General features: G+C 73.8%; 18 protein-coding genes. 11 read left to right on the top strand and 7 right to left on the bottom strand.

All coding sequences use genetic code 11. The annotated features are described in order from the left end of the window. Positions 1 to 158 precede the first annotated feature (158 nt). Complete coding sequence (locus E8D34_RS13895; RefSeq protein ID WP_136595254.1) at positions 159 to 3383, bottom strand: PKD domain-containing protein; 3225 nt, start codon at positions 3381 to 3383, stop codon at positions 159 to 161. A gap of 458 nt (positions 3384 to 3841) precedes the next feature. Here E8D34_RS13895 and E8D34_RS13885 point away from each other — a divergent pair, with 458 nt between their 5' ends. Continuing rightward, positions 3842 to 5092: a hypothetical protein gene (locus E8D34_RS13885; RefSeq protein WP_168929438.1), complete on the top strand. Its 1251-nt coding sequence runs from the start codon at positions 3842 to 3844 to the stop codon at positions 5090 to 5092. 168 nt (positions 5093 to 5260) lie between these two features. Here the strand turns inward: E8D34_RS13885 and E8D34_RS13880 are convergent, their stop codons facing one another. Further along, positions 5261 to 5929 (bottom strand): TetR/AcrR family transcriptional regulator, encoded by a 669-nt coding sequence (locus E8D34_RS13880; protein ID WP_136595251.1) that lies wholly within the window; start codon positions 5927 to 5929, stop codon positions 5261 to 5263. A 137-nt stretch (positions 5930 to 6066) separates the two neighbouring features. On the opposite strand from E8D34_RS13880, the gene E8D34_RS13875 reads away from it, so the two are divergent. The 8 genes from E8D34_RS13875 (at position 6067) to E8D34_RS13840 (ending at position 15836) form a co-directional block, all read left to right on the top strand. Continuing rightward, a complete protein-coding gene (locus E8D34_RS13875) occupies positions 6067 to 7440 on the top strand; it encodes an FAD-dependent oxidoreductase (RefSeq protein ID WP_136595250.1) in 1374 nt (457 codons plus the stop codon). Beyond that, positions 7437 to 8303, top strand: coding sequence for an SDR family NAD(P)-dependent oxidoreductase (locus E8D34_RS13870; RefSeq protein WP_136595249.1), 867 nt, complete (start codon positions 7437 to 7439; stop codon positions 8301 to 8303). Before E8D34_RS13875 ends, E8D34_RS13870 begins: the two co-directional genes overlap by 4 nt. Next, positions 8300 to 9694, top strand: a complete 1395-nt coding sequence (locus E8D34_RS13865; RefSeq protein WP_136595248.1) for an MFS transporter — start codon at positions 8300 to 8302, stop codon at positions 9692 to 9694. The genes E8D34_RS13870 and E8D34_RS13865 overlap by 4 nt, the downstream gene beginning before the upstream one ends. A 229-nt stretch (positions 9695 to 9923) precedes the next feature. Then, positions 9924 to 11780, top strand: coding sequence for a diguanylate cyclase (locus E8D34_RS13860; protein ID WP_136595247.1), 1857 nt, complete (start codon positions 9924 to 9926; stop codon positions 11778 to 11780). A gap of 83 nt (positions 11781 to 11863) precedes the next feature. After that, positions 11864 to 13237, top strand: coding sequence for a DUF6421 family protein (locus E8D34_RS13855; protein ID WP_136595246.1), 1374 nt, complete (start codon positions 11864 to 11866; stop codon positions 13235 to 13237). A gap of 216 nt (positions 13238 to 13453) precedes the next feature. After that, complete coding sequence (locus E8D34_RS13850) at positions 13454 to 14527, top strand: low specificity L-threonine aldolase (protein ID WP_136595245.1); 1074 nt, start codon at positions 13454 to 13456, stop codon at positions 14525 to 14527. Between the two features lie 32 nt (positions 14528 to 14559). After that, positions 14560 to 15033 carry a VOC family protein gene (locus E8D34_RS13845; protein WP_168929437.1) on the top strand — a complete coding sequence of 158 codons (474 nt, stop codon included), beginning with the start codon at positions 14560 to 14562 and terminating at the stop codon, positions 15031 to 15033. An 80-nt stretch (positions 15034 to 15113) separates the two neighbouring features. Then, entirely contained in the window at positions 15114 to 15836 is a 723-nt protein-coding gene (locus E8D34_RS13840) for a PilZ domain-containing protein (RefSeq protein ID WP_136595244.1), read from the top strand. A 43-nt stretch (positions 15837 to 15879) separates the two neighbouring features. On the opposite strand, the gene E8D34_RS13835 is transcribed toward E8D34_RS13840, so the two are convergent. Genes E8D34_RS13835 through E8D34_RS13825 form a run of 3 tightly spaced genes read right to left on the bottom strand, consistent with a single transcriptional unit; the run spans position 15880 to position 18707 of the window. Then, a complete protein-coding gene (locus E8D34_RS13835; RefSeq protein WP_136595243.1) occupies positions 15880 to 16623 on the bottom strand; it encodes a PIG-L deacetylase family protein in 744 nt (247 codons plus the stop codon). A 54-nt stretch (positions 16624 to 16677) separates the two neighbouring features. Then, on the bottom strand, positions 16678 to 18327 hold the full coding sequence (locus E8D34_RS13830) for a glycoside hydrolase family 43 protein (RefSeq protein ID WP_136595242.1): 1650 nt from the start codon (positions 18325 to 18327) through the stop codon (positions 16678 to 16680). 35 nt (positions 18328 to 18362) lie between these two features. Beyond that, entirely contained in the window at positions 18363 to 18707 is a 345-nt protein-coding gene (locus E8D34_RS13825; RefSeq protein WP_136595241.1) for a hypothetical protein, read from the bottom strand. Positions 18708 to 18757: 50 nt separating this feature from the next. Here E8D34_RS13825 and E8D34_RS13820 point away from each other — a divergent pair, with 50 nt between their 5' ends. Beyond that, positions 18758 to 19828: a DNA adenine methylase gene (locus E8D34_RS13820; RefSeq protein WP_136595240.1), complete on the top strand. Its 1071-nt coding sequence runs from the start codon at positions 18758 to 18760 to the stop codon at positions 19826 to 19828. 34 nt (positions 19829 to 19862) lie between these two features. Here E8D34_RS13820 and E8D34_RS13815 read toward each other — a convergent pair whose 3' ends face one another. Next, positions 19863 to 21347: a serine/threonine-protein kinase gene (locus tag E8D34_RS13815; RefSeq protein ID WP_136595239.1), complete on the bottom strand. Its 1485-nt coding sequence runs from the start codon at positions 21345 to 21347 to the stop codon at positions 19863 to 19865. Positions 21348 to 21403: 56 nt separating this feature from the next. Continuing rightward, positions 21404 to 22420, bottom strand: coding sequence for a serine/threonine-protein kinase (locus tag E8D34_RS13810; RefSeq protein ID WP_136595238.1), 1017 nt, complete (start codon positions 22418 to 22420; stop codon positions 21404 to 21406). Between the two features lie 70 nt (positions 22421 to 22490). On the opposite strand from E8D34_RS13810, the gene tyrS reads away from it, so the two are divergent. Further along, positions 22491 to 23762, top strand: coding sequence for a tyrosine--tRNA ligase (tyrS, locus tag E8D34_RS13805; protein WP_136595237.1), 1272 nt, complete (start codon positions 22491 to 22493; stop codon positions 23760 to 23762). Positions 23763 to 23891: the final 129 nt, after the last annotated feature.

The raw sequence follows: 23891 nt of genomic DNA, 5'->3' as shown, positions 1-23891 counted from the left end.
GAGCGGAGCCCGGTGACCCGGCCCCGTTCTACGCTCACCTGAGCGTAGGTGAGACCGGCTGAGAGCGCCGGTCCATCGCTCATCATCCTTGGGTCCGTGGGTTCGAGCCCCGCCCGGCCCACTGGCGCGGTTCGGTCCGCTCCGGGGGATCCGCGCCGCTACGGCGCCGTCTCTAGCACGGCCCGCAGGTCGAAGGTGGCGTTGGCGGTCGCCCGGTAGTTGAGGTGGGTCTCCGCGCTGACCGTGTTGGTGCCGTCGACCAGCAGGCTGGTCGGCACCGTGATCGTCACCAGGTCTCCGCGCGCCGCGGTGGTGGAGCGGGCGGAGGAGGCGTAGGTGGTGGACGAGACGGTGCCGCTCGGCAGGTTCGCGCGGCCCACCTCGGTGCCGTTGACGTAGACCACGACGCCGTCGTCGGCCCAGGTGGTGAGCGTCAGCGACGTCGCCTTCGAGGCGCCGACGACCTGGAAGGTACGGCGGAACTGCATGGCCAGGGGGCGCTGCGAGGTGGTCGCGAACGAGTCGAGGTTGGTGGCGACGGTGCTGTCGCCGAAGCCGAGGGGGCCGGCGCCGGAGCCCCAGGTCGAGTCGTCGAAGCCGTTCCCGGTCCACGCGACCGGAGGAGCGGTGGACAGGTAGCGCCAGCGCCAGGTCGATCCGAAGGGGATCACGGTCGGGTCCGCGGTCGCGACGGTGACGGTCTGCTGCACGGTGGCGATCGCGCCGTCGTTGTCGGTCACGGTGAGCGTGACGGGATAGCTGCCCGGGCTGGCGTAGGTGTGACTGGACGTGACGCCGGCGCCGGAGGCCCCGTCGCCGAAGTCCCAGGCGTAGGAGTCGATGCTGCCGTCGGCGTCGCCGGAGCCGCCGGCGTCGAAGGTGGCCTGCAGTTGGCCGGCGCTCGAGGTGAACGCGGCCGTCGGACGCGCGTTGCCCGTGAGCACCGTGGCGGTCAGGTCGAAGGTGAGATCGGGCGTGCCCCGGTAGTTCAGGTGCGTCTCCGCGGAGATGACGTTGGTCCCTGCGACCAGCAGGCCGGGGTCGGCGTTGATCCGGACGGCGGGGGCGGCCGCGACCCGGGGCGCGCTGGTGGCGAAGCTGTTCGGGGTGATCGTGCCGGTCGGCATGTTGGCGCGGCCGACCTCGGTGCCGTTGACGTAGACGACCACGCCGTCGTTGGCGACGGTGTCGAGGATCAGCTGGCTGACCCGGGAGGGGTTCGCGACGGTGAAGGCCTTGGTGAAGTACGCCGCCCGTGGCCGGTCGCTGGTGCTGGCGAAGGTGTCGATGCCGGTGATCACCGACGTCGCACCGAAGCCGAGTGGCGCGTTGCCGAGGCTCCAGGCCGTGGCGTCGAACCCGGGGGTGTTCCAGCCCGCGGGCAGTGCCGCGGCGTCGTACTTCCAGCGCCAGGCGGCGCCGTTGGCGATGACGGTCTGCGTGGGGGAGACCGTGGTGACCGGGTGCGCCACGGTGTCGAGCGCCCCGTCGTCGTCCAGGACGCTGAGCGTGACGTCGTAGGTGCCGCCGGTCGCGTAGGTGTGGGTCGGGGCGACGCCCGTGCCCGTCGTGCCGTCGCCGAAGTCCCATGAGTAGTAGGCGATGGTCCCGTCGGGGTCGGTGGAGGCCGAGCCGTCGAAGGCGACGTCGAGGCCGTCGACGGTCGCGGCGAACTCAGCCGTGGGGGACTGGTTGGTCGTCGTGGTCGCGGAGCTCTGCGCGTCCAGCTCGACGTCCAGCCCCATGTCGGAGGAGCCGCGGGAGGACTGGTGCACCTCGATCGCCAGGGTGTTGGTGCCGGTGGTCAGCAGCGCGGGGTCCAGCGCGAAGCCGGCCAGCGCGGTCTCGGCACCGCCGGAGCGGTCGGACAGGGCCCGGGTGTCGCCGGTGATGGTCCCGCTCGGCATGTTGTCCCGGGCCACCTCGGTGCCGTTGAGGTAGACCACGGCGCCGTCGTCGGAGGAGAGCAGCAGGCCGAGGCCCTCGGGGATCGCGCTCAGGGTGAACGAGGCGCGGAAGTAGTAGGAGAGGTACTTGCTCGACGCCGACGGCCCGTAGCCCAGGATCGTGGTGTCGAAGGTGTCGCCGTAGCCCAGGCGCGGGATGCCCGTGGGCCACGCGGACGCGTCGAAGCCGGGGGTGTTCCAGCCGGTCGGCGTGGTGCCCTGGTCCCAGTAGGACCAGGCGGTGTTGGGGCCGAGGAGGGTGACCGTCGCCGGTGGCGTCGGGGGCGGGGCCGCGGTGGCCGGGAAGCGGGCGAAGCCTTGCGTCGGCAGGCCGTCGACGGAGGTGAAGTCGCCGCCGACGATCAGCCCCTTCTCGGAGACGTCGACGGTCCACGCGCCCCAGAACTGGTCGAAGGAGGGGCGGAACGTCGGGTCGATGGCGCCGGTGCTGGCATCGGCGGCGAGCAGCTTGAGCGAGGTGTCGCCCTGGAAGCCGTCGTGGAAGCCGAAGTACACCTCCCCGCGGTAGTAGGCGAGCGCCTGGTTGTCGCCGTCGGTGACGTTGCGCCAGACGCGGGTGCCGGTGGCGGTGTTCCACGCGGCGGTGGCGTTCGTGGCCGAGCCGCCGGCGGCGAAAAGCCTGCTGCCGTCCTCGTTGACCTCGACCTGGAACGACGGCTTGGCGGCGTTGGCGAAGACGAGCGGCGTGACCGCGCCGGTAACGGGGTTCGCGGCGGCCATGCCGTTGCGGCTGGCGCCGCCGAAGGTGCCGAAGTTGCCGACCGCGTAGAGGGTGTCGCCGGCCGGGCTCATCGCGAGCCCGTAGACCGCGCTGTTCGGTGTCGCCGCGAACCCGGCGACGCCGGCCCCGGTGCCCGGGTCGAGCTTGGCCAACCGGGAGCGGGCGGTGCCGTCGATCGAGGTGAAGTTGCCGCCGACGTAGAGCGCACCCTCGTAGAAGAGCAGCGCCCGCACCGAGGCATCGGCGGCCGGCGCGAATGCGTCGTCGAGCGCGCCGGTGACCAGGTTGACCTTCGCCAGGTAGCTGCGGGTCGCGCCGGCGAACGTCCGGAAAGCGCCGCCGACGTAGAGCGCGGCGCCGTCGGTGGCCAGCGCGCGGACGGTGGTGGACGCGTCGGCGCGGAAGGAGGTCACGAGCGACCCGTCGGTCATGCTGAACGCCGCCAGGTTCGCCCGCGGCACGAGCGTCCCGTCGGGGGCGACGGCGTGCTTGAACTGCCCGCCCACGTAGACGGTGTTGCCGACGATCAGGGTCGTGTAGACGGTGCCGTCCACCTGGTAGCCGGTGACCGGGGTCGGTGCCACGAAGAGCGTGGCCGCCTGGGCCGGCTGCGCGAGCAGCGCCGGAGTGGAGCAGAGGAGCAGGGCCAGCGCGAGGAGAATTCGGGCCGGTGCGGTGCGTGGGGAGGGGAGCATGGATCCACCCGGTGACGTCGTGGGGAGCCCCACCGCGACGGTCGGGGTGGTTCGCGGTCATCGAACAACGCCGCTACCAGCCGAGACATGCCCGCCATTGGGTACGTCGCCTGACCTGCCACCGGCCTGAGCCAGGGCTCCTCGGGGAGGTGTGCGTTCAGTCACCCTGTCCCGTACCTCAGATGGAGTACATCGCCCGTGCGGGTCGTCGCGAGGCCACCGAGCCTCGTCGCGCGTCTGTGCTGGTGGCCGCCGCATTCCGGTCCCGGGGGCCGCCGAGACCTCCTTGGCGTGCCGGATCGCTGAGGCGACTCACTCTCAGATTGTCAAAATTTGAGCCGATGTGAGGCCCACCTAGCGTCGATCGCCGTCCCGCTCCGGGGAGGGAGCGGGACGGATGTGTACCTAGAGGGAGCTTCATGAACAGCAGGTCAGCAGGGAACGCCCGCCGATACCCGGTGGGTGGCAGGGTCGTCGCCGCGGTGGCGGCTGTCCTCGCGCTCGGAGCGGGCGTGGTCGTGGGCACCGAGGCGGCGACCCTCGCCGCGGCGACCACGACGACGTCCGACGCCCAGGCGGCGAAGATCCTCACCGCGAAGGTGGCCACGGCCAAGAAGAAGGCCTGCAAGAAGGCCAAGCGCAACGCCGCCAGGAAGGCGGCGCAGCGCAACGCCACCAAGCGGGCGACGACGAGGGCCAAGCAGCAGGCCTGCCGGCAGGCCTCCCGCCGCGCCGCCGACCGGGTGACCACCAGGTGGGAGAAGAGGCACCCGAAGCCGACGGTCACCGCGACCACCGCCACGCCCTCGCCGTCGGACGCGACCACGACGCGCGCGCCGGAGACGACCGACGCCTCCGTGACCGCGACGTCGGCGCCGACCACCACGGCGACGTCGGCGTCGACCACCACGGCGAGCGCCGGGGGCGGCAGCACCGAGTCGGTCACCGGCGCCGGCTACGGGGGGACGACCGGCTGGAGCCTGGTCCGCGACGTCGACCTGACGAAGGAGCCCGTCGGCACCCGGTACACGAACGGGGTGCGCACCAACACCGACCAGTCCTTCAACCGCAAGGAGCAGGCCAGCTACGGCGCGAACGGCCTGACCGTCACCGCCGAGCGGGCCAGCAGCACCTCCACCATCTACTCCGCGGACGTCCAGATGCGCGGCATCGACGTGCCCGACGTGGGCGCGATCGAGGTCGACATCGACCTGCAGGGCACCGGCGCCGGCCTCGGCCACGCGTTCTGGTTCCGCCCGCTGACCGCCGGCGCGAACGGCGAGATGGACCTGCTGGAGTACATCGGCTCCAACGCCGGCAACGGCGACGCCGGGCCCGGCAGGTACGAGTCCAAGGCGACGCTGATCCGCACCGGCACCTCGCCGTACAACCAGGGCTCGAAGGCCCACGGCATCGAGCCGAGGTCGAACGGCACCTACAACGGCCTGCGCCGCTACCGCTACGAGTTCACCAAGGCCGCGGTCTCGCTGTGGGTCGACGGCGAGCTCGCCGGCTCGATCACGAAGGAGATCTTCGAGAAGCAGAACGGCACCGGCTCCTGGTCGCAGTTCCAGGCCGGCACCCACTGGTACCCGCGCGTCACGCTGCAGGTGAACAACGGGACCAACGCCAAGCTGTGGGGCACCGTGCCCACCACCTGGAGGTCCTCGAGCATCCGGGTCGCCGCGCTCCGCATCTACGGTCGCTGACCAGACCGCCTCGGCCGGCTACCGCGTGCTGCGGTGGCCGGCCGAGGCGTTTCGCGCACCGGCCGCTGGTCGGCCCGTGTCAGTCGGGTCGCGCGGACCGGACGAGGTCGACGGCGGCTGAGCCCGGCCCGGTCCCGGGTCGCCCGCCGACGCGGGAAGCGGCGCGTCTCAGCCGATCAGGCCGGTGACCAGCGCATGCAGGTGGCGGCGGAACCGCCCCAGCATCGCCAGGTCGGTGGTGCTGACCCGCTGCCCGGCCGCCGAGACGACGCCGCCGCGGCTGAACGAGTGGCAGGTCCACACGATGGTGTAGACGAGCAGCTCGACGTCGAGGTCGTCAGCCATGCCGGCCCGGTCCAGCAGGTCGCGCGCGATCGCCCCGACCTCGCCGGCCAGGGGACCGGCGTACTCCGCCTCGACCTCGCCGGCAACCTCCGCGTCGGAGAGCCAGCGGCGCATCCACAGCGCGGGGACCTCGGGGTGGGCGAGGCAGAAGTCCAGGTAGGCGTCGACGAAGCGGAGCAGCGCCGCCCGGGTCTCCTCGGGGGTCGGCCCGGCCGAGCGGAGCTCGTCGAGCGCGCCGATCACCACCTCGCGCTGCGCGAGGTGGGCACGCCGCATCACCTCGCGGTAGAGGTCGGGCTTGGTGCCGACGTGGTAGGCGACGGTGGCGATGTTGAGGCCGACGGCCTCGCCGATGGCGCGCGTGCTGGTCGCCTCGTACCCGTGCTCGGCGAAGAGCAGGGTCGCCGCGGCCAGGATGCGCTCGCGGCTCCCGGTGGCTTCCCCGGCGGTCGTCCCGGTGGCCTTCCCGGCGGGTCCCTCGGTCGTCGGCATGGGCGGCAGGCTAGTGCAGCCCGCCGATGGGATCAATCGAACGATGGATGGAAGATTTCGGCTCAGTGACTTGTAACACCTCTCCATCATGCGATTGAATGAGACGAGTCTCACAAGGAGCGAGGGAGGAATCGCGGATGAACCCGTCTGCCACGCCCACCCGTCGGGTGGCCGTCATCGGCGCCGGCGCGGCCGGGCTCACGGCCGCCAAGGCGCTGCTCGACGAGGGTGTCGACGTCACGGTCTTCGAGAAGGGGGACCAGCCCGGCGGCCTCTGGGTCCAGGGCAACGCGAGCGGTCTCTCGCCGGCCTACGACAGCCTGCACCTGAACACGAGCAAGGGGCGCACCCAGTTCGCCGACTACCCGATGCCCGCCGACTGGCCCGACTACCCGTCGGCCGCGCGCATCGCCGGTTACCTCGCCGACTACGCCGACGCCTTCGGCGTCCGTCGCCACATCCGGTTCGGCACGACGGTCGACGACGTCCAGCGACTGGACCACGGCTGGCACGTCGCCACGACCGCCGACACCGGCGCCCGCGACGTGGAGACCTACGACGCGGTGGTCGTCGCCAACGGTCACAACTGGGACCCCCGCTGGCCCTCGCCGGCCTACCCGGGCACGTTCTCCGGCACGCAGATGCACGCCCACGACTACCGCAACACCGAGCCCTTCCGCGGCCGCCGGGTGCTGGTCGTCGGCATGGGCAACTCGGCGATGGACATCGCCGTGGACGCCTCGCAGGTCGCCGGCGCGCCGGTGCTCCTCTCCGCGCGCCACGGCGTCCACGTCGTCCCGAAGTACCTGTTCGGTCGGCCCGCGGACGCGACCGGCGCGCTGCTCGCCTCCCTGCCCTGGCGGGTGCGCCAGCGGATTGCGGAGACGATGCTGCGGGTCGCGGTCGGCACGCCGGAGAGCTACGGCCTGCCGGCGCCCTCGGGCGGGCTCTTCCAGAACCACCCGACGATCAGCGACACGATCCTGCACCGCCTCACGCACGGCGAGGTGGAGGCGCGGCCGGGCATCGAGCGCTTCGACGGCGACGAGGTGGTCTTCACCGACGGGCGCCGCGACCGCGTCGACGTCATCGTCTGGGCGACCGGCTACCGGGTCACCATCCCGTTCCTCTCCTCCGACTGGCTGGGCGAGGACCCGGAGGCGATGCCGCTGTACCGGCGGGTCTTCCACCTCGACGACCCGACCCTGGCGTTCGTCGGCCTGATGCAGTCCACCGGAGCCGCGCTGCCCGTCGTCGAGGCCCAGGCCAAGCTCGCCGCGGCGTACCTCGGCGGCCGTTACGCGCTGCCGGAGCCGAGCCAGCAGCGTGCCTCGGTGGACCGGGCGCACGCGGCGGCCGTGGCCCGGTGGGGCGCGGTGAAGCGGCCGATGATGCGCATCGACTTCGACGCCTACGTCGCGGACCTGCCGCGCGAGACCGAGGCCGGCGTGCGGCGCGCGGCCGCCGGTGCCCCGACCTTCAGCCCCATCCGCCAGGAGATCACCGCATGAGCACGACCCCAGACCGCCGCCCCCGCCTGCTCGGGCGCGGCCTGCGCGACGCCGCCGGGCAGCGCATCCTGATCACGGGTGCCTCCGGCACCATCGGTCGCGCGCTCGGCGAGCGACTGGTCCGCCAGGGCGCGATCGTGGTCGGACTCGACCTCGCGCCGACCGGCGACGAGCCGTTCGAGACGATCGCCTGCGACATCACCGACGACGCGGCCGTCGAGGAGGGCGTCGGCAAGGCGCTGGCCGCCCTCGGCGGCCTCGACGTCCTGGTCAACAACGCCGGCATCGGCGGGCCGGCGCCCGCCGAGCTGGCGCCCGGTGCGGAGGTCCGCCGCCAGCTGGAGATCAACCTGCTCGGCGCCTGGCGGGTCACCGCGGCCTGCGTGCCGGCGCTGGTCGCCGCGCGTGGCCGCGTCGTGATGGTCGCCTCGCGGATGGCCGTCCTCCAGCTCCCGCTGGCGGCGGCGTACGGCGCCTCGAAGCGCGCCATGGTCGCCTACGCCGACGCGCTCCGCATCGAGCTTGGCACCCACGTGGGCGTGACCTGCGTCTACCCCTCCGCCGTGCGCAGCCCGATCCACGACTCGACGGCGGCGGCCGGCCTCTCGCTGGAGGGGATGAGCACGTACGAGCCGCTCGAGGGCGTGGTGGACGCGCTGGTGCTCGCCGCCCTGGCCCGCCGGCCGCGCCGCGACGTGACGACCACCCGCAAGGGCGCGCTCGAGTTCTTCCTGTCCCGGCACCTGCCGGCGCTCACCGACCGGGTGGTGGGCCGCACGCTCGCCTCCCGTGTGCTGTCCGGTGCGTTCCAGGACGCCGACCTCGCCGCCGGCGTGATCGAGCGTCACGAGGCCGACCGATGAGCGCCACAGGCGCCACGGGCGCTGCGGCTCCGGAGGACTCCGGCATCATCGGGTCCACGGAGACCGGTCGCCGTCCGGGCGTCGGGGTGCTGTCCACCTACGCCGCCGGCTCGCTCGGGATGGGCGTGTGGGTGACGGTGCCCGGCCTGCTGCTCCTCTACTTCCTCACCGACACCCTCGGCGTGCCCGCCTTCCTGGCCGGCCTCACGCTGCTGCTGCCGAAGATCGTCGACGTCGTGGTCCACCCGGTGCTCGGGTCGCGGTCGGACGCGGAGGCCCGCCGGGTCGGGCACCGGCGTCGGATGATGCGTGGCGGCGTGCTCCTCGGCGCCGCGATGGTCGCCATGTTCACCGTCCCCACGGGCCTGACCGGCGGCGCGGCGGCGGTGTGGGTCGGCGGCTGGTTCATCGTCGGCAACCTGCTCTTCGCGACCTTCCAGGTGCCGTACCTGACCACGCCGTCGGACCTGCGGGTCGGGTACCACGAGCGCACCCGGGTCTTCATGTTCCGGATGCTGTTCCTCACCCTGGGGCTGCTGGGCGCGGGCATCGCGGCCCCGGCGCTGGTGGAGGGGGAGCAGCGGTCGGACTACGCCCGGATGGCGGCCGTGCTCTGCGTGGTGATGGTCGCGTCGGCGGCGATCGCCCTGATCGGGGTACGGCGGCTGACCGACGTCGCGGGCTTCCGCGCCCCGGAGGCCGGGGCGACGCACTCCACGCGGGCCGACCTCGCGCTCGCCTGGGCGGACCGGGACTTCCGGGCACTGGTGCTGTCCTACCTCTTCACCGGCACCACCACCCACCTGTTCCTGGCCGGCGTGCCCTACTACGCCGACTACGTCTTCGACGACACCGGCCTGACGGCGCTCTTCATGGGGGCCTTCCTCGGGCCGGCCGTGCTCGCCGGCCCGGCCTGGATGGTGATCTCGCGTCGGATCGGCAAGCAGCGCGGCCTGCTGATCTGCCAGGCGGCGTTCATCGCCGGGTCGTTGGCCCTGCTGGCGGGGGCGACGCTCGGCGTCGCGGCGACCGCGCTCGTGGTGGTCGTGCTCGGCTCGGCCTTCGCCGGGCTGCAGCTGCTCGCCTTCTCGATGGTGCCGGACGCGGTCGCGGCCGGTCAGGCGCGGGGCCACTCCCGAGCCGGCGCCTACACCGGGGTCTGGACGGCCACCGAGGCCACCGGCACAGCCCTCGGTCCCTACGTGTACGCCGCTGCGCTGGCGGTCGGCGGCTTCGTGTCGAGCACCGCCGACGAGCACGTCGCGCAGTCCGACTCGGCGCTGCGCGCCCTGGTCTGGGGGTTCACCCTGCTGCCCGCGGCGCTGATGGCGATCGCGATGGTGTTCCAGCGCCGCTGCCGGCTGGACGAGGGCGCGGCCTCGCGCGACTGAGACCGCCCGGCGCCGCCGTCCCGGCGGCGCCGTGGCGGATGTCACGGGACAACGACCCCCCAGGACGGGACCCCCGGGTCCTGCAGGGTGGCTGCGACGGACGACCGGCTAGCCTTCGCGACGAGCGGGGCGGTGCTCGGACCTCCTCGCCAGCTTCGCCGTCCGCTCGGGGGGACGGACCGGCGACGCGTCCTGGACGTGTTGCGTGACGACGTCCAAGGAGGAAGTCATGGCCGAGCCCACCCGCCCACCCGCCCGCACGGTCTCCCTGCGCCGGGCCCTGCGCCGCGCGGTGGTGCCCGGTGTGGTCGGCATCCTGCTCGCCATGGCGATCCGGTCGCTGGTCATCCTCGTGCTCGCCGTCGGCCTGCACCCCCAGCTGATCCAGCTGGAGCGAGCCGCGGACGCGGCGCGCGACGCGCACGACGCGATGCTGGAGGAGCGGGCGGCGCTGCGCGCCTTCCTGGCCACCGGTGACGAGACCTTCCTGACGCCGTACCTGGACGGCGTGCAGCGGGTCGCCGCGGCCGACGACGACCTGGTGGTCGCGTTGGGCCGGGAGGGCGAGCTGCTGCCCGAGTTCCTGGCGCTCACCGAGCGGCAGCGTGCCTGGCACGAGGGGTGGGCGGCCCCCGCCGTCGAGCGGGTGCGCGCCGAGGGCGTCGGCAGCATCGACGAGCTGAGCGTGGCTCTGCTCGACGGGGACCGCGTGTTCGCGGCCTACCAGGACGCCGACGCGCGCCTGCGCCAGGACATCGCCACCCAGCTCGATGCCGGCACCGGGCGGTTCTGGGCCGTCCTCGGTCTCAGCACGGTCGCGGTGCTGCTGGTCGGACTCCTCTCGATCGTGGCCCTCTCCTGGGGACGGCGCCGAGTGGCTCGACAGGTGGTCGCGCCGGTCTCGGAGCTGACCGCGGCCGTGGAGCGGGTCGCCCGCGGCGACCTGTCCGGGCGGGTCGCCACCGCGTCGCCCGTCCGGGAGCTGCGCGGGCTAGCGGCGGGCGTCTCCGCGATGACGAGCGCGCTGGCGGAGCGCGCGCAGACCGCGACCGACCGGGAGCAGGAGCTGGTCCGACGCAGCGACCGTCTGCACCACGTCCTGGACCTGAGTCGGGAGCTGTCGGAGTCGCTCAGCCTGCGCTACACCAGCAGCAGGCTGATCGGCGCGGTGGAGGAGCTCTCCGGCGCGGTGCGCGTCGAGCTCTGGCTTCACCAGCACGAGCGGCACGTGCTGGTCCGCTACGACCCGGACGGGGCGGACGCCGGCGTCGCGCTGGATGTCGCCGAGCTGGTGGGCGACGACGCGACCGGCGCCGCGGATGCGGTCGAGGTCGGGGTCGGCGCAGTGGGACGCGCCGCCCGCTACGGCCGCGCGATCCCCCTGGACGAGCGTCGTGCCGCCGGCGGGCTGGATCTTCCCCAGCGAGGCGTCGCGATCCCGATGGTGATCGGCGCCCGGGTGATCGGCGTGCTGACCCTCGAAGCCGCGCAGGGGACCTATCTCGACCTCGACCTCCTGGACGCCTTCATCCTCCAGGGCGCGAGCGCGCTGCAGGCGGCCCGTCTCCACGGGGAGGTCGAGGAGCGCTCCCGCCGGGACGCCCTGACCGGGCTGGGCAACCGTCGCCAGTTCGATGCGGACCTGGCCACCAACGTCGCGCGGGCGGCGCGCTACCGCCGGCCGTTGGCGCTCGCGCTGATCGACCTGGACCACTTCAAGCGCATCAACGACACCTACGGGCACGCGCGGGGCGACGAGGTCCTCCAGGACGTCGCGGGTCTGGTGGTCGAGGAGATCAGGGACGTCGACACCGCCTACCGGTACGGCGGCGAGGAGCTGTGCGTGCTGATGCCGGAGACCGACGAGGCGGATGCCGCCGAGGTGGTCGAGCGGCTGCGCCGGCGGGTGGCGGAGAGCTTCGCCTGGGCCACGGACCCGACGGTGACGCTGTCGGTCGGCGTCGCCGAGCTCGGTGACGACGCGGACTCCGCGGCGTTGCTGGAGGAGGCGGACCGCGCTCTGTACGAGGCCAAGCGCGCCGGCCGCAACCGCGTCGAGCGGGCTGCGGCAGCGCCCGTGGCGTAAGGCTCCGCTCGCCTCGACGGCGCCGGCGGAGCGCGGGTGCCGTCACCTTGAGGTGGTGAAGATCTTGCGGTCTAATAGGCCGCATGCAGAAAAGTCTTGGCCTGGCGCCCCAGAGCGTGAAGGAATCTCGTGGTCCCGTGGTCGCGATGCCGGCCTGGCTGCGCCTGAAGGGCGCCGTCGAGGAGCTCCGCGGTTGGCAGCGGCCCGACGGGTCGCTGGACACCGAGCTGGCCGGGGCGAGCACGACCCGTGCGACCGCCCTCGTCGAGTCGATCGTCGAGGCCGTCCTCGAGCTGGGACCGGCGATGCCGCACGACGCCGACTACCACCGCGCCCTGGTCGCCGACCTGCGCCGCTGGGCGGCCGCCGGCTTCGGCGTACCGGACTTCCTGGACTCCCTGCTCGCGTTCCAGCCCGCCCGCGACCGGACCGATGGGCGCGAGCACCTGGCGGTCTTCCCGATGTACACCCAGAACGGCAACCCCGACCGCAACCTGGAGGCCGTGGTCTTCCGGATGGTCTGGCCGGACTGGCTGGCGCAGATCGAGGCCGAGCGCTTCGACAACCCGCTCTTCTGCGGGATCACCTTCGAGGACTTCACCCCCGGCTACGACACCAACTCCGCGGTGCTCTTCCCCGAGACGGTGGCGGTGCGGGAGGTGCCCGAGCGGTTCAGCTGGGGCGCGATCTTCTGCGACCGGGAGGCGGCCCGCTTCCGTCAGGTGAGCCAGGCCGCCGTCGACCTGCTCGGCCTGGAGCTCCCCGAGGACGTCAGCACGCTGCTGGAGGACCAGCAGCGGTGCCAGGACGCCTTCGTGCTGTGGGACCTGATCCACGACCGCGCGCACAGCCACGGCGACCTGCCGTTCGACCCGTTCATGATCAAGCAGCGCCAGCCCTACTGGATGTACGGGCTGGAGGAGCTGCGCTGCGACCTGACCGCGTTCAGCGCCGCGCTCGAGCTGGAGCGCGAGGGCGTCGCGCAGGCCCGCGACGTCCAGCACGCCATCCTGTTCGACCGGCTCTTCCGGTTCCCGGTGACCGGCGACCGCGTGCGCAACTACGACGGCCTCGGCGGCCAGCTGCTCTTCGCCTACCTGCACCGCAACGACGCGCTGCGCTGGACCGACAACGCGCTGCGGATCGACTGGGACCGCGCGACCCGGGCGACCGCGGCGCTGTGCCACGACATCGAGCGGCTCTACCGCGACGGCATCGACCGGCCCAAGCTGGTGCACTGGATCGCCGGCTACGACCTGGTCCGCCGCTACCTCAGCCCGCACCCGGCCTCGGCCTGGGCCCGCGGCGGTGACGCGCTCGACCTGACGCTGCCGCCCCGGAAGCTCGTCGACGACGTGCTGCCCGACGAGTTCCCGCTGAGCATGTTCTACGAAGCGCTGTCGAAGAAGCTCAAGAACGTGGTCGAGGGCACGCGGGGGATCACCGCCGCGGCCTGAGCCGCGGCGCGCCGGCGGGAGGATCCCGCCGACGCGAGACGCGACGTGCCCATCATCCGCGGGTCGGCGGAGAGCCTCCGCCGACCCCGCGACGATGGGAGCGCTCCGGCCGGACGAGGCCGGCGCGCCCGCCGTCGATACCATCGACGTGTTCCCGCACCAGCGCCGCGGCCGCCCCGCGCGGCCGGCCGGCGCCGACACGAAACGGATCTACCTGTGTCTGACCAGGCGCCCACCGCCGCCCACCGCCGTCACGACCCCGACGCGCGGCAGTTCGCCAGCGACAACTACGCCGGCGTCCACCCCGAGGTGCTCGCCGCGCTGGCCACCGCCAACGGCGGCCACGCGGTCTCGTACGGCGAGGACCCGTACACCGGACACCTGCAGGAGCTGATGTCCGGGCTGTTCGGCGCCGACGTGGCGGCGTACCCGGTCTTCAACGGGACCGGCGCCAACGTGTTCGCCCTCCAGGCGATGACCGACCGCTGGGGCGCGGTGATCTGCGCCGAGACCGCCCACATCAACTGCGACGAGGGCGGTGCGCCCGAGCAGGTGGCCGGCCTGAAGCTGCATGCGGTCGCGACCCCCGACGGCAAGCTCACGCCCGAGCTGGTCGACCGCCAGGCGTGGGGCATGGACACCGAGCACCGCGCGATGCCGCAGGTCGTCTCCATCACCCAGGCCACCGAGCTGGGCACGCTCTACACCCCCGACGAGGTGAAGGCGCTGGCCGACCACGTGCACGGCCTCGGGCTGAAGCTGCACATGGACGGCGCCCGGCTGGCCAACGCCGCCGCGGCGCTCGGCGTGCCGGTGCGCGAGTTCACCTCCGACGCCGGGGTCGACGTGCTCTCCTTCGGCGCCACCAAGAACGGCGCCCTGGGTGCCGAGGCGGTCGTCCTGATGGACCCCTCGCAGGTCAGTCACCCGCTGCACCTGCGCAAGCTGTCGATGCAGCTGGCGAGCAAGATGCGCTTCCTCTCGGTCCAGTTCGAGGCGCTCCTCTCCGACGGCCTCTGGCTCCGCCTGGCGGGCCAGGCCAACGCGATGGCGCAGCGGCTCGCCGACGGCGTCGCCGCCGTCGACGGGGTCGAGATCCTCTACCCGGTCGAGGCGAACGCCGTCTTCGCCCGGCTCCCGCACGACGTCAGCCGACGGCTCCAGGAGCGGCACCGGTTCTACTTCTGGGACGAGGCCGCCGGCGACGTGCGGTGGATGTGCTCCTTCGACACCACCGAGGCCGACGTGGACGCCTTCGTCGCGGCGCTCCGCGAGGAGATCTCGCGCTGACGGACCCCCGCGGTCCTTCCTAGGATCGGGTCATGGACCTGATCCGAAGCGTGGTCGTGCTCGATGCCGCCGACCTCGCCGCCGAGAGCACGTTCTGGGCGGGGATGCTCGACGGGCACGTCGTCGAGGACGAGACGTTCCACTGCGTCATCGACTCCGCCGGCCAGTGGCGCATCGGGGTCCAGCTGGCCCCGGACCACGTGCCGCCCGACTGGCCGGACGGCGCACCGCAGCAGGTGCACCTGGACCTGCACGTCGCGGACCCGGCTCCGGCGCACGCGCAGGCGGTGCGCCTCGGGGCCCGGCTGCTCCGGGCGGGCGACCTGGGCGCCGGCGGGGGACACCAGGTGTACGCCGACCCCGCCGGGCATCCGTTCTGCATCGGCTGGGGCCAGCCGTCGCGGGAGGCACTGGCGGCGTTCGTGCGGGAGCGGTTCGGCGAGACCGTCGACCAACGCGTCGACCAGCGCGTCGACGAGCCCGTCGACGAGCCCGGAGTGGGGTGACGCTCGGCGATCGGTGACGTCCAGCGCCGATCTCGCCCGGACCGCTCAGGTCGGGCCGCAGCCTGCCGATCCGGACCGACATGAGGTCCACGTCGCGTGGGGCGATCGGGCAGACCGAGGCTCCTGAGCTTCTGCAGGCCGTGACCGTGGTGGTGCGCCGCGAGGACGGGACGACCGAGGAGCTGGGGAGCCAGGTCCAGGACCTCGAGGACGGGGCCGGGGGTCGCTGGACGGCGACCCTCGCCCGTCCGGAACGCGCCGACGGCCTGCCCGTGACCCGACCGGGCGCAGCCGCCTGGGTAGCGCTCGAGTGGGTCACCGCGACGGGCATCGCCCGGGTGCCGGTCGACGCCGCCGCGGCGCAGCGTCCCTACGGACCGGTCTGGGTCGCCACCGCGATCGGTCCGGTGGAGCGCCACCAGCGTCGCTCCTACTTCCGGGTGCCGCTCAGCGCCGAGCTGACGCTCACCCGCCGGCCCACAGCCGAGGACGCGGCCGAGGAGGGCGAGGCCGAGCCGGTCGAGCCCGTCGTGCAGCGCGGCTGGGTCGTCGACCTCGGCGAGGGCGGCGCGCTCGTCGGGCTCAGGGACGAGGTGCCCGGAGTCGATGAGGAGGTCGAGGTCGCGATCGACCTCGACGCCGGTGAGGTACGCCGACCGGCCCGCGTGATCCGCCGGGTCGACTTCCCCGGGGGCACCTCGGGAGCGGCCCTCGAGTTCCCCGGCCCGGACCCGAGCGACCGGGTGCTGCGGGCCGCCCTGCTCGAGGCGCAGCGGCGTCAGGCCCGCGGCCGCCGCCGCTGACGCGCGCCCAGCGGGTTCAGCGGGTCCAGCGGGCTCAGCGCGCTCAGTCCTGCCAGCCCATCGAGAAGACCTCGAAGGGCGCGGCGAACGTGACGCCGAGCCGGGTGCCGGTGGTCCTCGCCATCCCCTCCAGGAACTCGCGCGGGTCCCAGTCCTCCCAGCCGAGCCCGTCGATGTAGGCGCGGTGCTCCTCCAGCGAGGCGACGCCGGCGTCGAAGGTCGCGGTGGTGTCCACCGCGTGCTCGGCCCGCGGTGAGGCAGCGGCCCACACCTGGCGCACGCCGCCCCAGGGCTCGAGGCCGTCGGCCAGCTGCTCGTGGAAGACCCAGCGGTTGCCGGCGTCGCGCACCGCGTCGAGGACCGCGCGGCCGACGGCGATGTGGTCGGCCTGGTTGAGGTTCCGCTCGCCGTAGGTGTCGCGGAAGTTGCCGGTGACCACGATCTCGGGGCGGTGCCGGCGGACCACGGCGGCAAGCGCGCGGCGCAGCGGGACGCCGTACTCGAGGATGCCGTCGGGCTGACGCAGGAACTCGACCTCGGTCACGCCGACGGCGCGTGCCGAGGCGATCTCCTCCGCCTCGCGGACCCCGCGGCACTCGTCGGGCCGCATCCCGTCGATGCCGGCCTCGCCGCTGGTCACCATGCAGTACGCCACGGTCTTGCCCTGGCCGGTCCAGCGGGCCACCGCGGCAGCGGCGCCGAACTCCAGGTCGTCGGGGTGCGCCACGATGCACAGCGCGCGCTCCCAGTCCTCGTCGAGGGGCCGGAGTGGTGGCGGCGTCTCCATCCTCCGAGCATGGACCCGCGCCGGCGATCCGTCGAGAGGGAGGGCGGGGCCGCGTCAGCCCGTCGGTGGGGGCGGTGCCACGGAGATCGCGGTCAGGGTGACGCTGCCGGAGAGCACCTGGACCCCCGCGGAGCCGTGGGCGAAGAGCCGGTCGCTGACCGCGAGCTCCTCGCTCCGCCCGGCGATCCGTGCGGTGATCCGGTCGCCGGTCGCCTCGACGTCGAGCGTGACCGTGTCGCCGGCGCGGGGCAGCGTGCGCCAGCCGAGCTCGGTACGGGTCGCGCCGTCGGTGCGCGAGATGCTCAGGCGGGACCGGTCGGGCTCCCAGGCCACGAGGTAGCCGCGCTGCGCGGTGGCGCCGACAGCCGGGGCGGTCGCCCGCACCAGCACGCCCGCGGCCCCGTCGCCGGGCGTCACCCGCAGCCTGGCCGTGACCCGTACGTCGGCGACGTCGAGGTCGCGCAGCACCAGCTTCTCGCCGCTGCGGAAGGCGTTGACCGGGCGGGACGGGACACGTCCCAGGTGGACGCCGTCGCCGTCCTCGGCGAGCAGCTGCTGGTGGCCGTAGTACTCGAAGTCGGACCGGACCCGGGTGTCCGCGCCGAAGCGCCACGCCTGCGGCCCCGGGGTCGGTCGGCCCGCCGGGGCGGGGGTGCCGGCCGGCAGCCGGAGCGGCACGCCCGAGGGCACCGGCGGACCGAGCGCGGGGACCCCGTCGTGACGCCAGGCGATCGGCTGGACGTGCATCACCCGCCGGAAGGAGGTGTCCTCGGCGATCTTGCGGTGGTACGCCAGCCACCACTGCCCACCGTCGGGGGAGCGCACCACGGTCCCGTGACCGACTCCGAACGCGGCGGCGGTCGGGGCGAGCAGCGGCTCGGGATGCTTGCGCCACGCCGCCGGATCGAGCGGGTCGGGGCCGACCAGCTCGAGCACCCCCATCGCGTACGACGCACGCAGGGCGCTGCTGGCCGAGAAGAGCACGAACGTGCGGCCGTCGCGCTGGAGCACCTGCGGCCCCTCGTTCAGCCCGGGGGAGCCGGGGTCGGCGGGGTCGACGCGCTCCCAGGCGTGGTCGGTCGGGCTGCTGATCATCACCCGGGGCCCGGCCAGCGCGGTCGGCGAGGACATCGGCGCGAGGTAGAGGTGCTGCACCGGCGTGCGCTCGTCGGGCCAGCCGGACCACAGCGCGTAGCGCCGCCCGCCGTGCTCGAGCACCGTCAGGTCGATCGCCCACTGCGCCGGGCCGCCGGCGTCGCCGGTGAGCAGCGGGCCGTGCAGGGTGTAGGAGCCCTGGGGGTCCTCGCCGTCCGCGACGAGCACGTAGGCACGGTGGGTGCGGTTGTCGCCGTCGGAGGCGGCGAGGTAGATGTGCCAGCGGTCGTCCAGCCGGATCAGCTCCGGAGCCCAGACCTCGGCGGACGTGGGTCCCGAACGGGGTGCGCGCCAGACCACCCGCCGATCGCCGACGGCGGCCAGCGACCCCGATCGGGCGACGGCCACCCCACGGTCGCCGTCGGTCTGGGACCACAGGTAGCCGTCGCCGTCGAGCACCGGGAACGGATCGGCGCCCTCGGCGATCGGGTTGACGAACCAACCGGTCGCGAGCGGCGCCCGCGGGGTGAGGTGCGGCGGCGGGGCCAGCGAGGGCTCGCCGCGCCGGAGTCCTGCTCGCTCCCGGGCCCGGTGGGCCGGTCGGCGCACCCGGCGCGCGACCCGACGCAGCGGCTCGGCGGCGCTCAGCGGAGTACCCGGTGCAGCGCGGCGGCGGCCAGCACGGCCACCACGCCCGAGGCGACCAGCCCGCGGGGCACGGTGCCCGATCCGTGGGCCGAGCGCAGGCCGTGGTCGGACGCCGACGACAGCACCGAGCCGGCGCTGCGGTGGCTCAGCGCGGAGCCGGCGCTCCGGTGGGAGAGCAGCGAGCCGACCGACATCGCCGAGCCGATCGAGGCGAGCGAGGCGAAGGAGCCGATGCTCGCCACCGAGGCGCACGAGGCGGCGCTGCCGATGGACAGGAACGAGTCCTGCGAGCAGATCGAGAGGACCGAGTTCTCCGACCACAGCGACCACCTGGAGCTCATGGCCTCAGCGTACGGCGGTCCCGACCTCACCGGCGTCGTAGCCTGCCGGCGTGATCAAGTACCTCGGCTCCAAGCGCACGCTGGTGCCGGTGCTGGCCGAGCTGGCGGTCGGGGCGGGCGCCCGCACGGCCGTCGACCTGTTCACGGGCACCACCCGGGTGGCGCAGGAGCTCAAGCGGCGCGGGCTGCAGGTCACCGCGACCGACCTGGCGTCGTACTCGGCGGTGTTCAGCGACTGCTACGTGGCCGCCGACGCCGGGCGGGTGGACCTGGCGGCCCTCGACGCGGAGCTGGCCCGCCTCGACGCGCTGCCGGGCGTCGAGGGCTACGTCACCGCCACGTTCTGCGAGCGGGCGCGGTTCTTCCGGCCGGCGAACGGCCGCCGGATCGACGCGATCCGCGACGCGATCGAGCGCGACCACCCGCCGGGCAGCGCGCTGCGGCCGATCCTGCTCACCAGCCTGCTGCTGGCCGCCGACCGCGTCGACTCGACGACCGGGATGCAGATGGCCTACCTCAAGGAGTGGGCCCCGCGGTCGCTGCGGGACCTGCGGCTGCTGCGGCCGGCGCTGCTGCCGGGGAGCGGGCGCACCGAGCGCGGTGACGCGATGCTGACCGTGGGCCGGCTGCCGGACGCGGACTTCGCCTACGTCGACCCGCCGTACAACCACCACCGCTACTTCTCGAACTACCACATCTGGGAGACCCTGGTCCGCTGGGACCGGCCGGAGCACTACGGGGTGGCCTGCAAGCGGATCGACGTGCGCGACGACGCCACCCGCAGCGTCTTCAACAGCCGGGCGGCGATGCCGGGGGCGCTGGCCGAGCTGCTGCGTCGACTGCGGGCGGAGGTGGTCGTCGTCTCCTACAACGACGAGGCGTGGGTGAGCGCGGCCGAGATCGAGGCGATGTTGCGCGAGGCCGGGCACGCGGAGGTGCTCACGCTGGCGTTCGACCGGAAGCGGTACGTCGGCGCCCAGATCGGCATCCACGCGCCGTCGGGTGCGCGGGTCGGCGAGGTCGGTCGGCTGCGCAACGTGGAGTACGTCTTCGTGGCCGGTGAGCGGGAGCGCGTGCGCGCCGCCGCGGCACGGACCGCCGAGTCGCGCCTGGGCGGCTGACGACGCCGGTCGGCAGGGACGCCGACGCGGGACGTCAGCGGGCGCCGTCGATCAGGAGCCGGTCGCCGTCCTGGACCAGGTCGAGCGTGACCGTCTCCACCCGGCGCCCGGCGCCGCGCAGCGAGTACTCGTAGGTGTAGGTCACCGTCATCGCCGCCGGGTCGGCGGAGATCGACCGGATCTGCGGGCCGCGCACCGCGCCCCAGAACTCACGGTACTGGGGGCTGGCCGCCTGGTAGTCGCTGGTCAGGTAGGCGAAGCCGGCGGAGGGCCGTGCCGCCGCGGTGGCGACGTAGGTGCGGGCAAACCGCTCCATCTCGGCGGCCGTGGGCTCCGTGGCCTCGGTGGCCGGGCCGGAGGGCGACGCGCTGTCCTCCTCGGACGGCTCCTCGCTCGACGAACCGGCCACCCTGCCGCCGGCGCTCGCCGACGCGCCCGACCCCGCGGTCGGTTGCTGGTCGTCGCCCGCGCCGCCGGTCAGCAGCAGCGCGCCGACCAGCGCGAGGGCGGCCACCAGGGCGGCCCCGAGGGTGATCGCGCCGACCGGTCGCCGCGACCGGGTCGGTGCCGGCTCCGTGGCCGGGGGCATCGGGCCGCGCGGCGGCGGCGGCACCGTGGGGAGCACCGACGTCGCCCAGGGTGCGGGCTCGGGCGTCGTGCCGGCGGACGGTCCGGGCGTCGACTGCGGCATCGCGGCCGCGGACGCCGCCGGAACCGCCCGCTCGCCGGCGCGCCGCAGGTAGGCGGCCACGTCGGCCATGCTGGGCCGGGCAGCCGGGTCGCGGGTCATCGTCGCCTCGAGCAGCGGCGACAGCCAGCCGGCGCTGTGCAGCCGCGGTGGCTCCTCGTTCACGATCCGGTAGAGCGTGCCCATCACGTTGCCGCCGCCCTCGTACGGCGGGGTGCCGGCGAGCAGGTGGAAGAGCGTCGCGCCGAAGGACCACACGTCGCTGGCCGGCGAGGCGCTCGCGCCCGCGGCCACCTCGGGCGCGAGGTAGGCCGGCGACCCGGTGACCAGGCCGGCCTGGGTGAGGGTGGCGTCCGCGACCGCGCGGGCGATCCCGAAGTCGGACAGCTTCACGCCGCCGTCCTCGCCGAGCAGGATGTTGGACGGCTTGACGTCACGGTGCACGATCCCGGCCGCGTGCGCGGCGGCCAGCGCCTCGGCCACCGGCGCGAGGACGCTCGCGGCACGGTCGGGCGCGAGCGCGCCATCGGCCCGGATCTGCTGGGTGAGGGTTCGCCCGGCGACGTACTCCATCACCAGCCAGCGGTCGCCGTCCGTCTCGAACAGGTCGTAGATCCCGACGACGTGCGGGTGGTTGACGCGCGCCGCCAGCCGCGCCTCGCGCTCGGCGCGCACCGCGTCGACGTCCTCGGCACCGGGCGGCAGGCCGATCCGCTTGAGCGCCACCGTGCGGCCGAGCACCTCGTCCCGCCCGAGCCAGACCGGACCCGATCCACCTCGGCCGATCTCGCGCTCGAGCGCGTAGCGCCCACCGACTCGCACCATCCCCATGATCGCTCCAGCCTAGACGGGACGATCCATACCGGCCCGATCCCCGGCGCAGGCGATCACGAGGCGGCCGGCTGGCTCCGCCGCCGCGGGCGCCACCTGGCGACGACCGTCGGGCGTCGTCGGCGGCGGTGCTGACCGGCGGAGTGGGGCGTGTGCTTCGGCGGCGGGGGCGTCGCCATCGTGGGCAGGTCCGCGGGATGGGGGACCGCGGACCGAGCGGGGCTGTCGGGCGTCGTCGCCGGTGCGGCGGGCGCCGCCGCGTGCGCGGCGCCGGCCCGCAGGAACTCGGCGACCTGCGCCATCGTCGGCCGCGCCTGGGCGTCGTGCGACATCGTCGATCGCAGCAGCGGCGCGAGCCACCCGGCGGCCTCCAGCCGCGGCGGCTCCTCGTTGACGATCTTGTACAGCGCGCCCATCAGGCTGTCGGTCACCTCGTACGGCGGAACACCGGCGAGCACGTGGAAGAGCGTGGCGCCGAAGGCCCACACGTCGCTGGCGGCGACGGCCGATCCGCCCGCGGCGACCTCGGGGGAGAGGTACGCCGGCGAGCCGGTGACCAGCCCGGTCCGGGTCAGCGACGCGTCGGTGACGCCCTTGGCGATGCCGAAGTCGGACAGCTTGGCGGCCCCGTCGGCGTCGATCAGGATGTTGGAGGGCTTGATGTCGCGGTGCACGACCCCCGCCTCGTGGGCGGCGGCCAGCGCCTCGGCGACGTCGGCCAGGAGCGGCGCCGCCTCGTCCGGGGTGAGCGCGCCCCGCTCCCGGATCCGCTGGCTCAGGGTGCCGCCGACGACGTGCTCCATCACCAGCCAGTGATCCTCGTCGGTCTCCACCAGGTCGAAGACCGTCACCACGCGGGCATGCTGCACGCGGGCCGTCATCCGTGCCTCCCGCTCGGCCCTGCGCGCCTCGACGTCGCTGGCGCCCGGCGCCGCTCCGAGCCGCTTGAGCGCGACCTCGCGACCGAGGACCTCGTCCCACCCGAGCCACACCGGCCCGGATCCTCCGCGGCCGATCTCCCGCTCCAGGCGGTAGCGACCGTCGACCGTGCGCATCGTCGTCATACGCGGCATCACCCCTATCCTTGACCCGGCTTACCCAACCGCGCGCAAGGTATGCGTGCGCCCCGTGAAAGGCTGATCGTTGTCTGTCGACCCGACCCTCCTCGACGACCTGGAGTGGCGCGGCCTCATCGCCGAGTCCACCGACCGCGAGGCGCTGCGTGCGGCGCTGAGCGAGGGGAGCGTCCGCTTCTATGTCGGCTTCGACCCGACCGCCCCCAGCCTGCACATGGGCAACCTGCTCCAGCTCGTCACCGCGCGCCGCCTGCAGGACGCCGGCCACACGCCGTACCTCCTCGTCGGCGGCGCCACCGGCATGATCGGCGACCCCCGTGACTCCGGCGAGCGCACGCTCAACTCGGCGGAGACGGTGCGGTCCTGGGTGGAGCGCCTGCGCGGCCAGGTGAGCGCGTTCGTCTCCTTCGAGGGCGACAACTCCGCGACCATCGTCAACAACTACGACTGGACCGCGAACCTGTCGACGATCGACTTCCTGCGCGACGTCGGCAAGCACTTCCCGGTCAACCGGATGCTCGGTCGCGAGACCGTGCGTCGACGGCTGGAGGCCGGTGGCATCAGCTACACCGAGTTCTCCTACGTGCTGCTCCAGTCGATGGACTACCTGCACCTGTTCCGCGAGCACGGCGTCACGCTGCAGTTCGGCGGCTCCGACCAGTGGGGCAACCTCACCGGCGGCGCGGAGCTGATCCGGCGCGCCGCGGGCGGCACCGCGCACGCGTTCGCGACGCCGCTGGTGACCAAGGCCGACGGCACCAAGTACGGCAAGACCGAGGGCGGCGCCCTGTGGCTCGACCCCGAGATGATGGCCCCCTACGCCTTCCACCAGTTCTGGCTCAACGTCGAGGACGAGAAGGTCGGCGAGCTGCTGCGGGTGTTCACCTTCCTCGGCCACGACGAGATCGAGGCGATCGAGGCCCGGCACGCGGAGAAGCCGTTCCTGCGCGAGGCTCAGAAGGTGCTGGCCGACGAGGTGACCACGCTCGTCCACGGCGCCGCGGAGACCGAGCTGGCCAAGTCCGCCGCCCAGGCGCTCTTCGGCGGCGGCGACATCACCGCGCTGCCGGCGGCGACCGTCGCGGCGGCGCTGGGGGAGACGGGCGTGGTCGACGTGCCGCGCGACGCCGTCCCCGACATCGTCGAGCTGCTCACCCTCACCGGTCTGGCGAAGTCGAAGGGCGAGGCGCGGCGCGCGGTGGCCGAGGGCGGCGCCTACCTGAACAACGTGCGCGTCGAGGACCCGGAGCTGGTCCCCGACGGCGACGCGCTGATCGGCGGCGCCTGGCTGGTGCTGCGCCGCGGCAAGAAGCGGTACGCCGGCGTCCGCGTCAGCTGAGGACGCGCAGGTCAGAGCCCGTCGAGGGGGCGTGACCGCGGCATGTGGCCGCGGACACGCCCCCTCGATTTGTGTGTGGGTGTGGGTGTGCGTAATGTTCTCTTTGTCGCCGGGTGCGGCGGGAGGCAA

The sequence above is a fragment of the Nocardioides sp. GY 10113 genome (assembly GCF_004919105.1).
Lineage (GTDB): Bacteria > Actinomycetota > Actinomycetes > Propionibacteriales > Nocardioidaceae > Nocardioides.
Note: the sequence above shows the minus strand (reverse complement) of the source record. Positions and strands in the feature narration are given on the sequence as shown.

What these genes read in the sequence shown, in the direction of transcription:
- E8D34_RS13895 (WP_136595254.1), bottom strand. Translation starts at nt 3,383, where the DNA reads ATGCTCCCCTCCCCACGCACCGCACCGGCCCGAATTCTCCTCGCGCTG.
- E8D34_RS13880 (WP_136595251.1), bottom strand. Translation starts at nt 5,929, where the DNA reads ATGCCGACGACCGAGGGACCCGCCGGGAAGGCCACCGGGACGACCGCC.
- E8D34_RS13875 (WP_136595250.1), top strand. Translation starts at nt 6,067, where the DNA reads ATGAACCCGTCTGCCACGCCCACCCGTCGGGTGGCCGTCATCGGCGCC.
- E8D34_RS13870 (WP_136595249.1), top strand. Translation starts at nt 7,437, where the DNA reads ATGAGCACGACCCCAGACCGCCGCCCCCGCCTGCTCGGGCGCGGCCTG.
- E8D34_RS13865 (WP_136595248.1), top strand. Translation starts at nt 8,300, where the DNA reads ATGAGCGCCACAGGCGCCACGGGCGCTGCGGCTCCGGAGGACTCCGGC.
- E8D34_RS13860 (WP_136595247.1), top strand. Translation starts at nt 9,924, where the DNA reads ATGGCCGAGCCCACCCGCCCACCCGCCCGCACGGTCTCCCTGCGCCGG.
- E8D34_RS13855 (WP_136595246.1), top strand. Translation starts at nt 11,864, where the DNA reads ATGCAGAAAAGTCTTGGCCTGGCGCCCCAGAGCGTGAAGGAATCTCGT.
- E8D34_RS13845 (WP_168929437.1), top strand. Translation starts at nt 14,560, where the DNA reads ATGGACCTGATCCGAAGCGTGGTCGTGCTCGATGCCGCCGACCTCGCC.
- E8D34_RS13840 (WP_136595244.1), top strand. Translation starts at nt 15,114, where the DNA reads ATGAGGTCCACGTCGCGTGGGGCGATCGGGCAGACCGAGGCTCCTGAG.
- E8D34_RS13835 (WP_136595243.1), bottom strand. Translation starts at nt 16,623, where the DNA reads ATGGAGACGCCGCCACCACTCCGGCCCCTCGACGAGGACTGGGAGCGC.
- E8D34_RS13825 (WP_136595241.1), bottom strand. Translation starts at nt 18,707, where the DNA reads ATGAGCTCCAGGTGGTCGCTGTGGTCGGAGAACTCGGTCCTCTCGATC.
- E8D34_RS13815 (WP_136595239.1), bottom strand. Translation starts at nt 21,347, where the DNA reads ATGGGGATGGTGCGAGTCGGTGGGCGCTACGCGCTCGAGCGCGAGATC.
- E8D34_RS13810 (WP_136595238.1), bottom strand. Translation starts at nt 22,420, where the DNA reads ATGCCGCGTATGACGACGATGCGCACGGTCGACGGTCGCTACCGCCTG.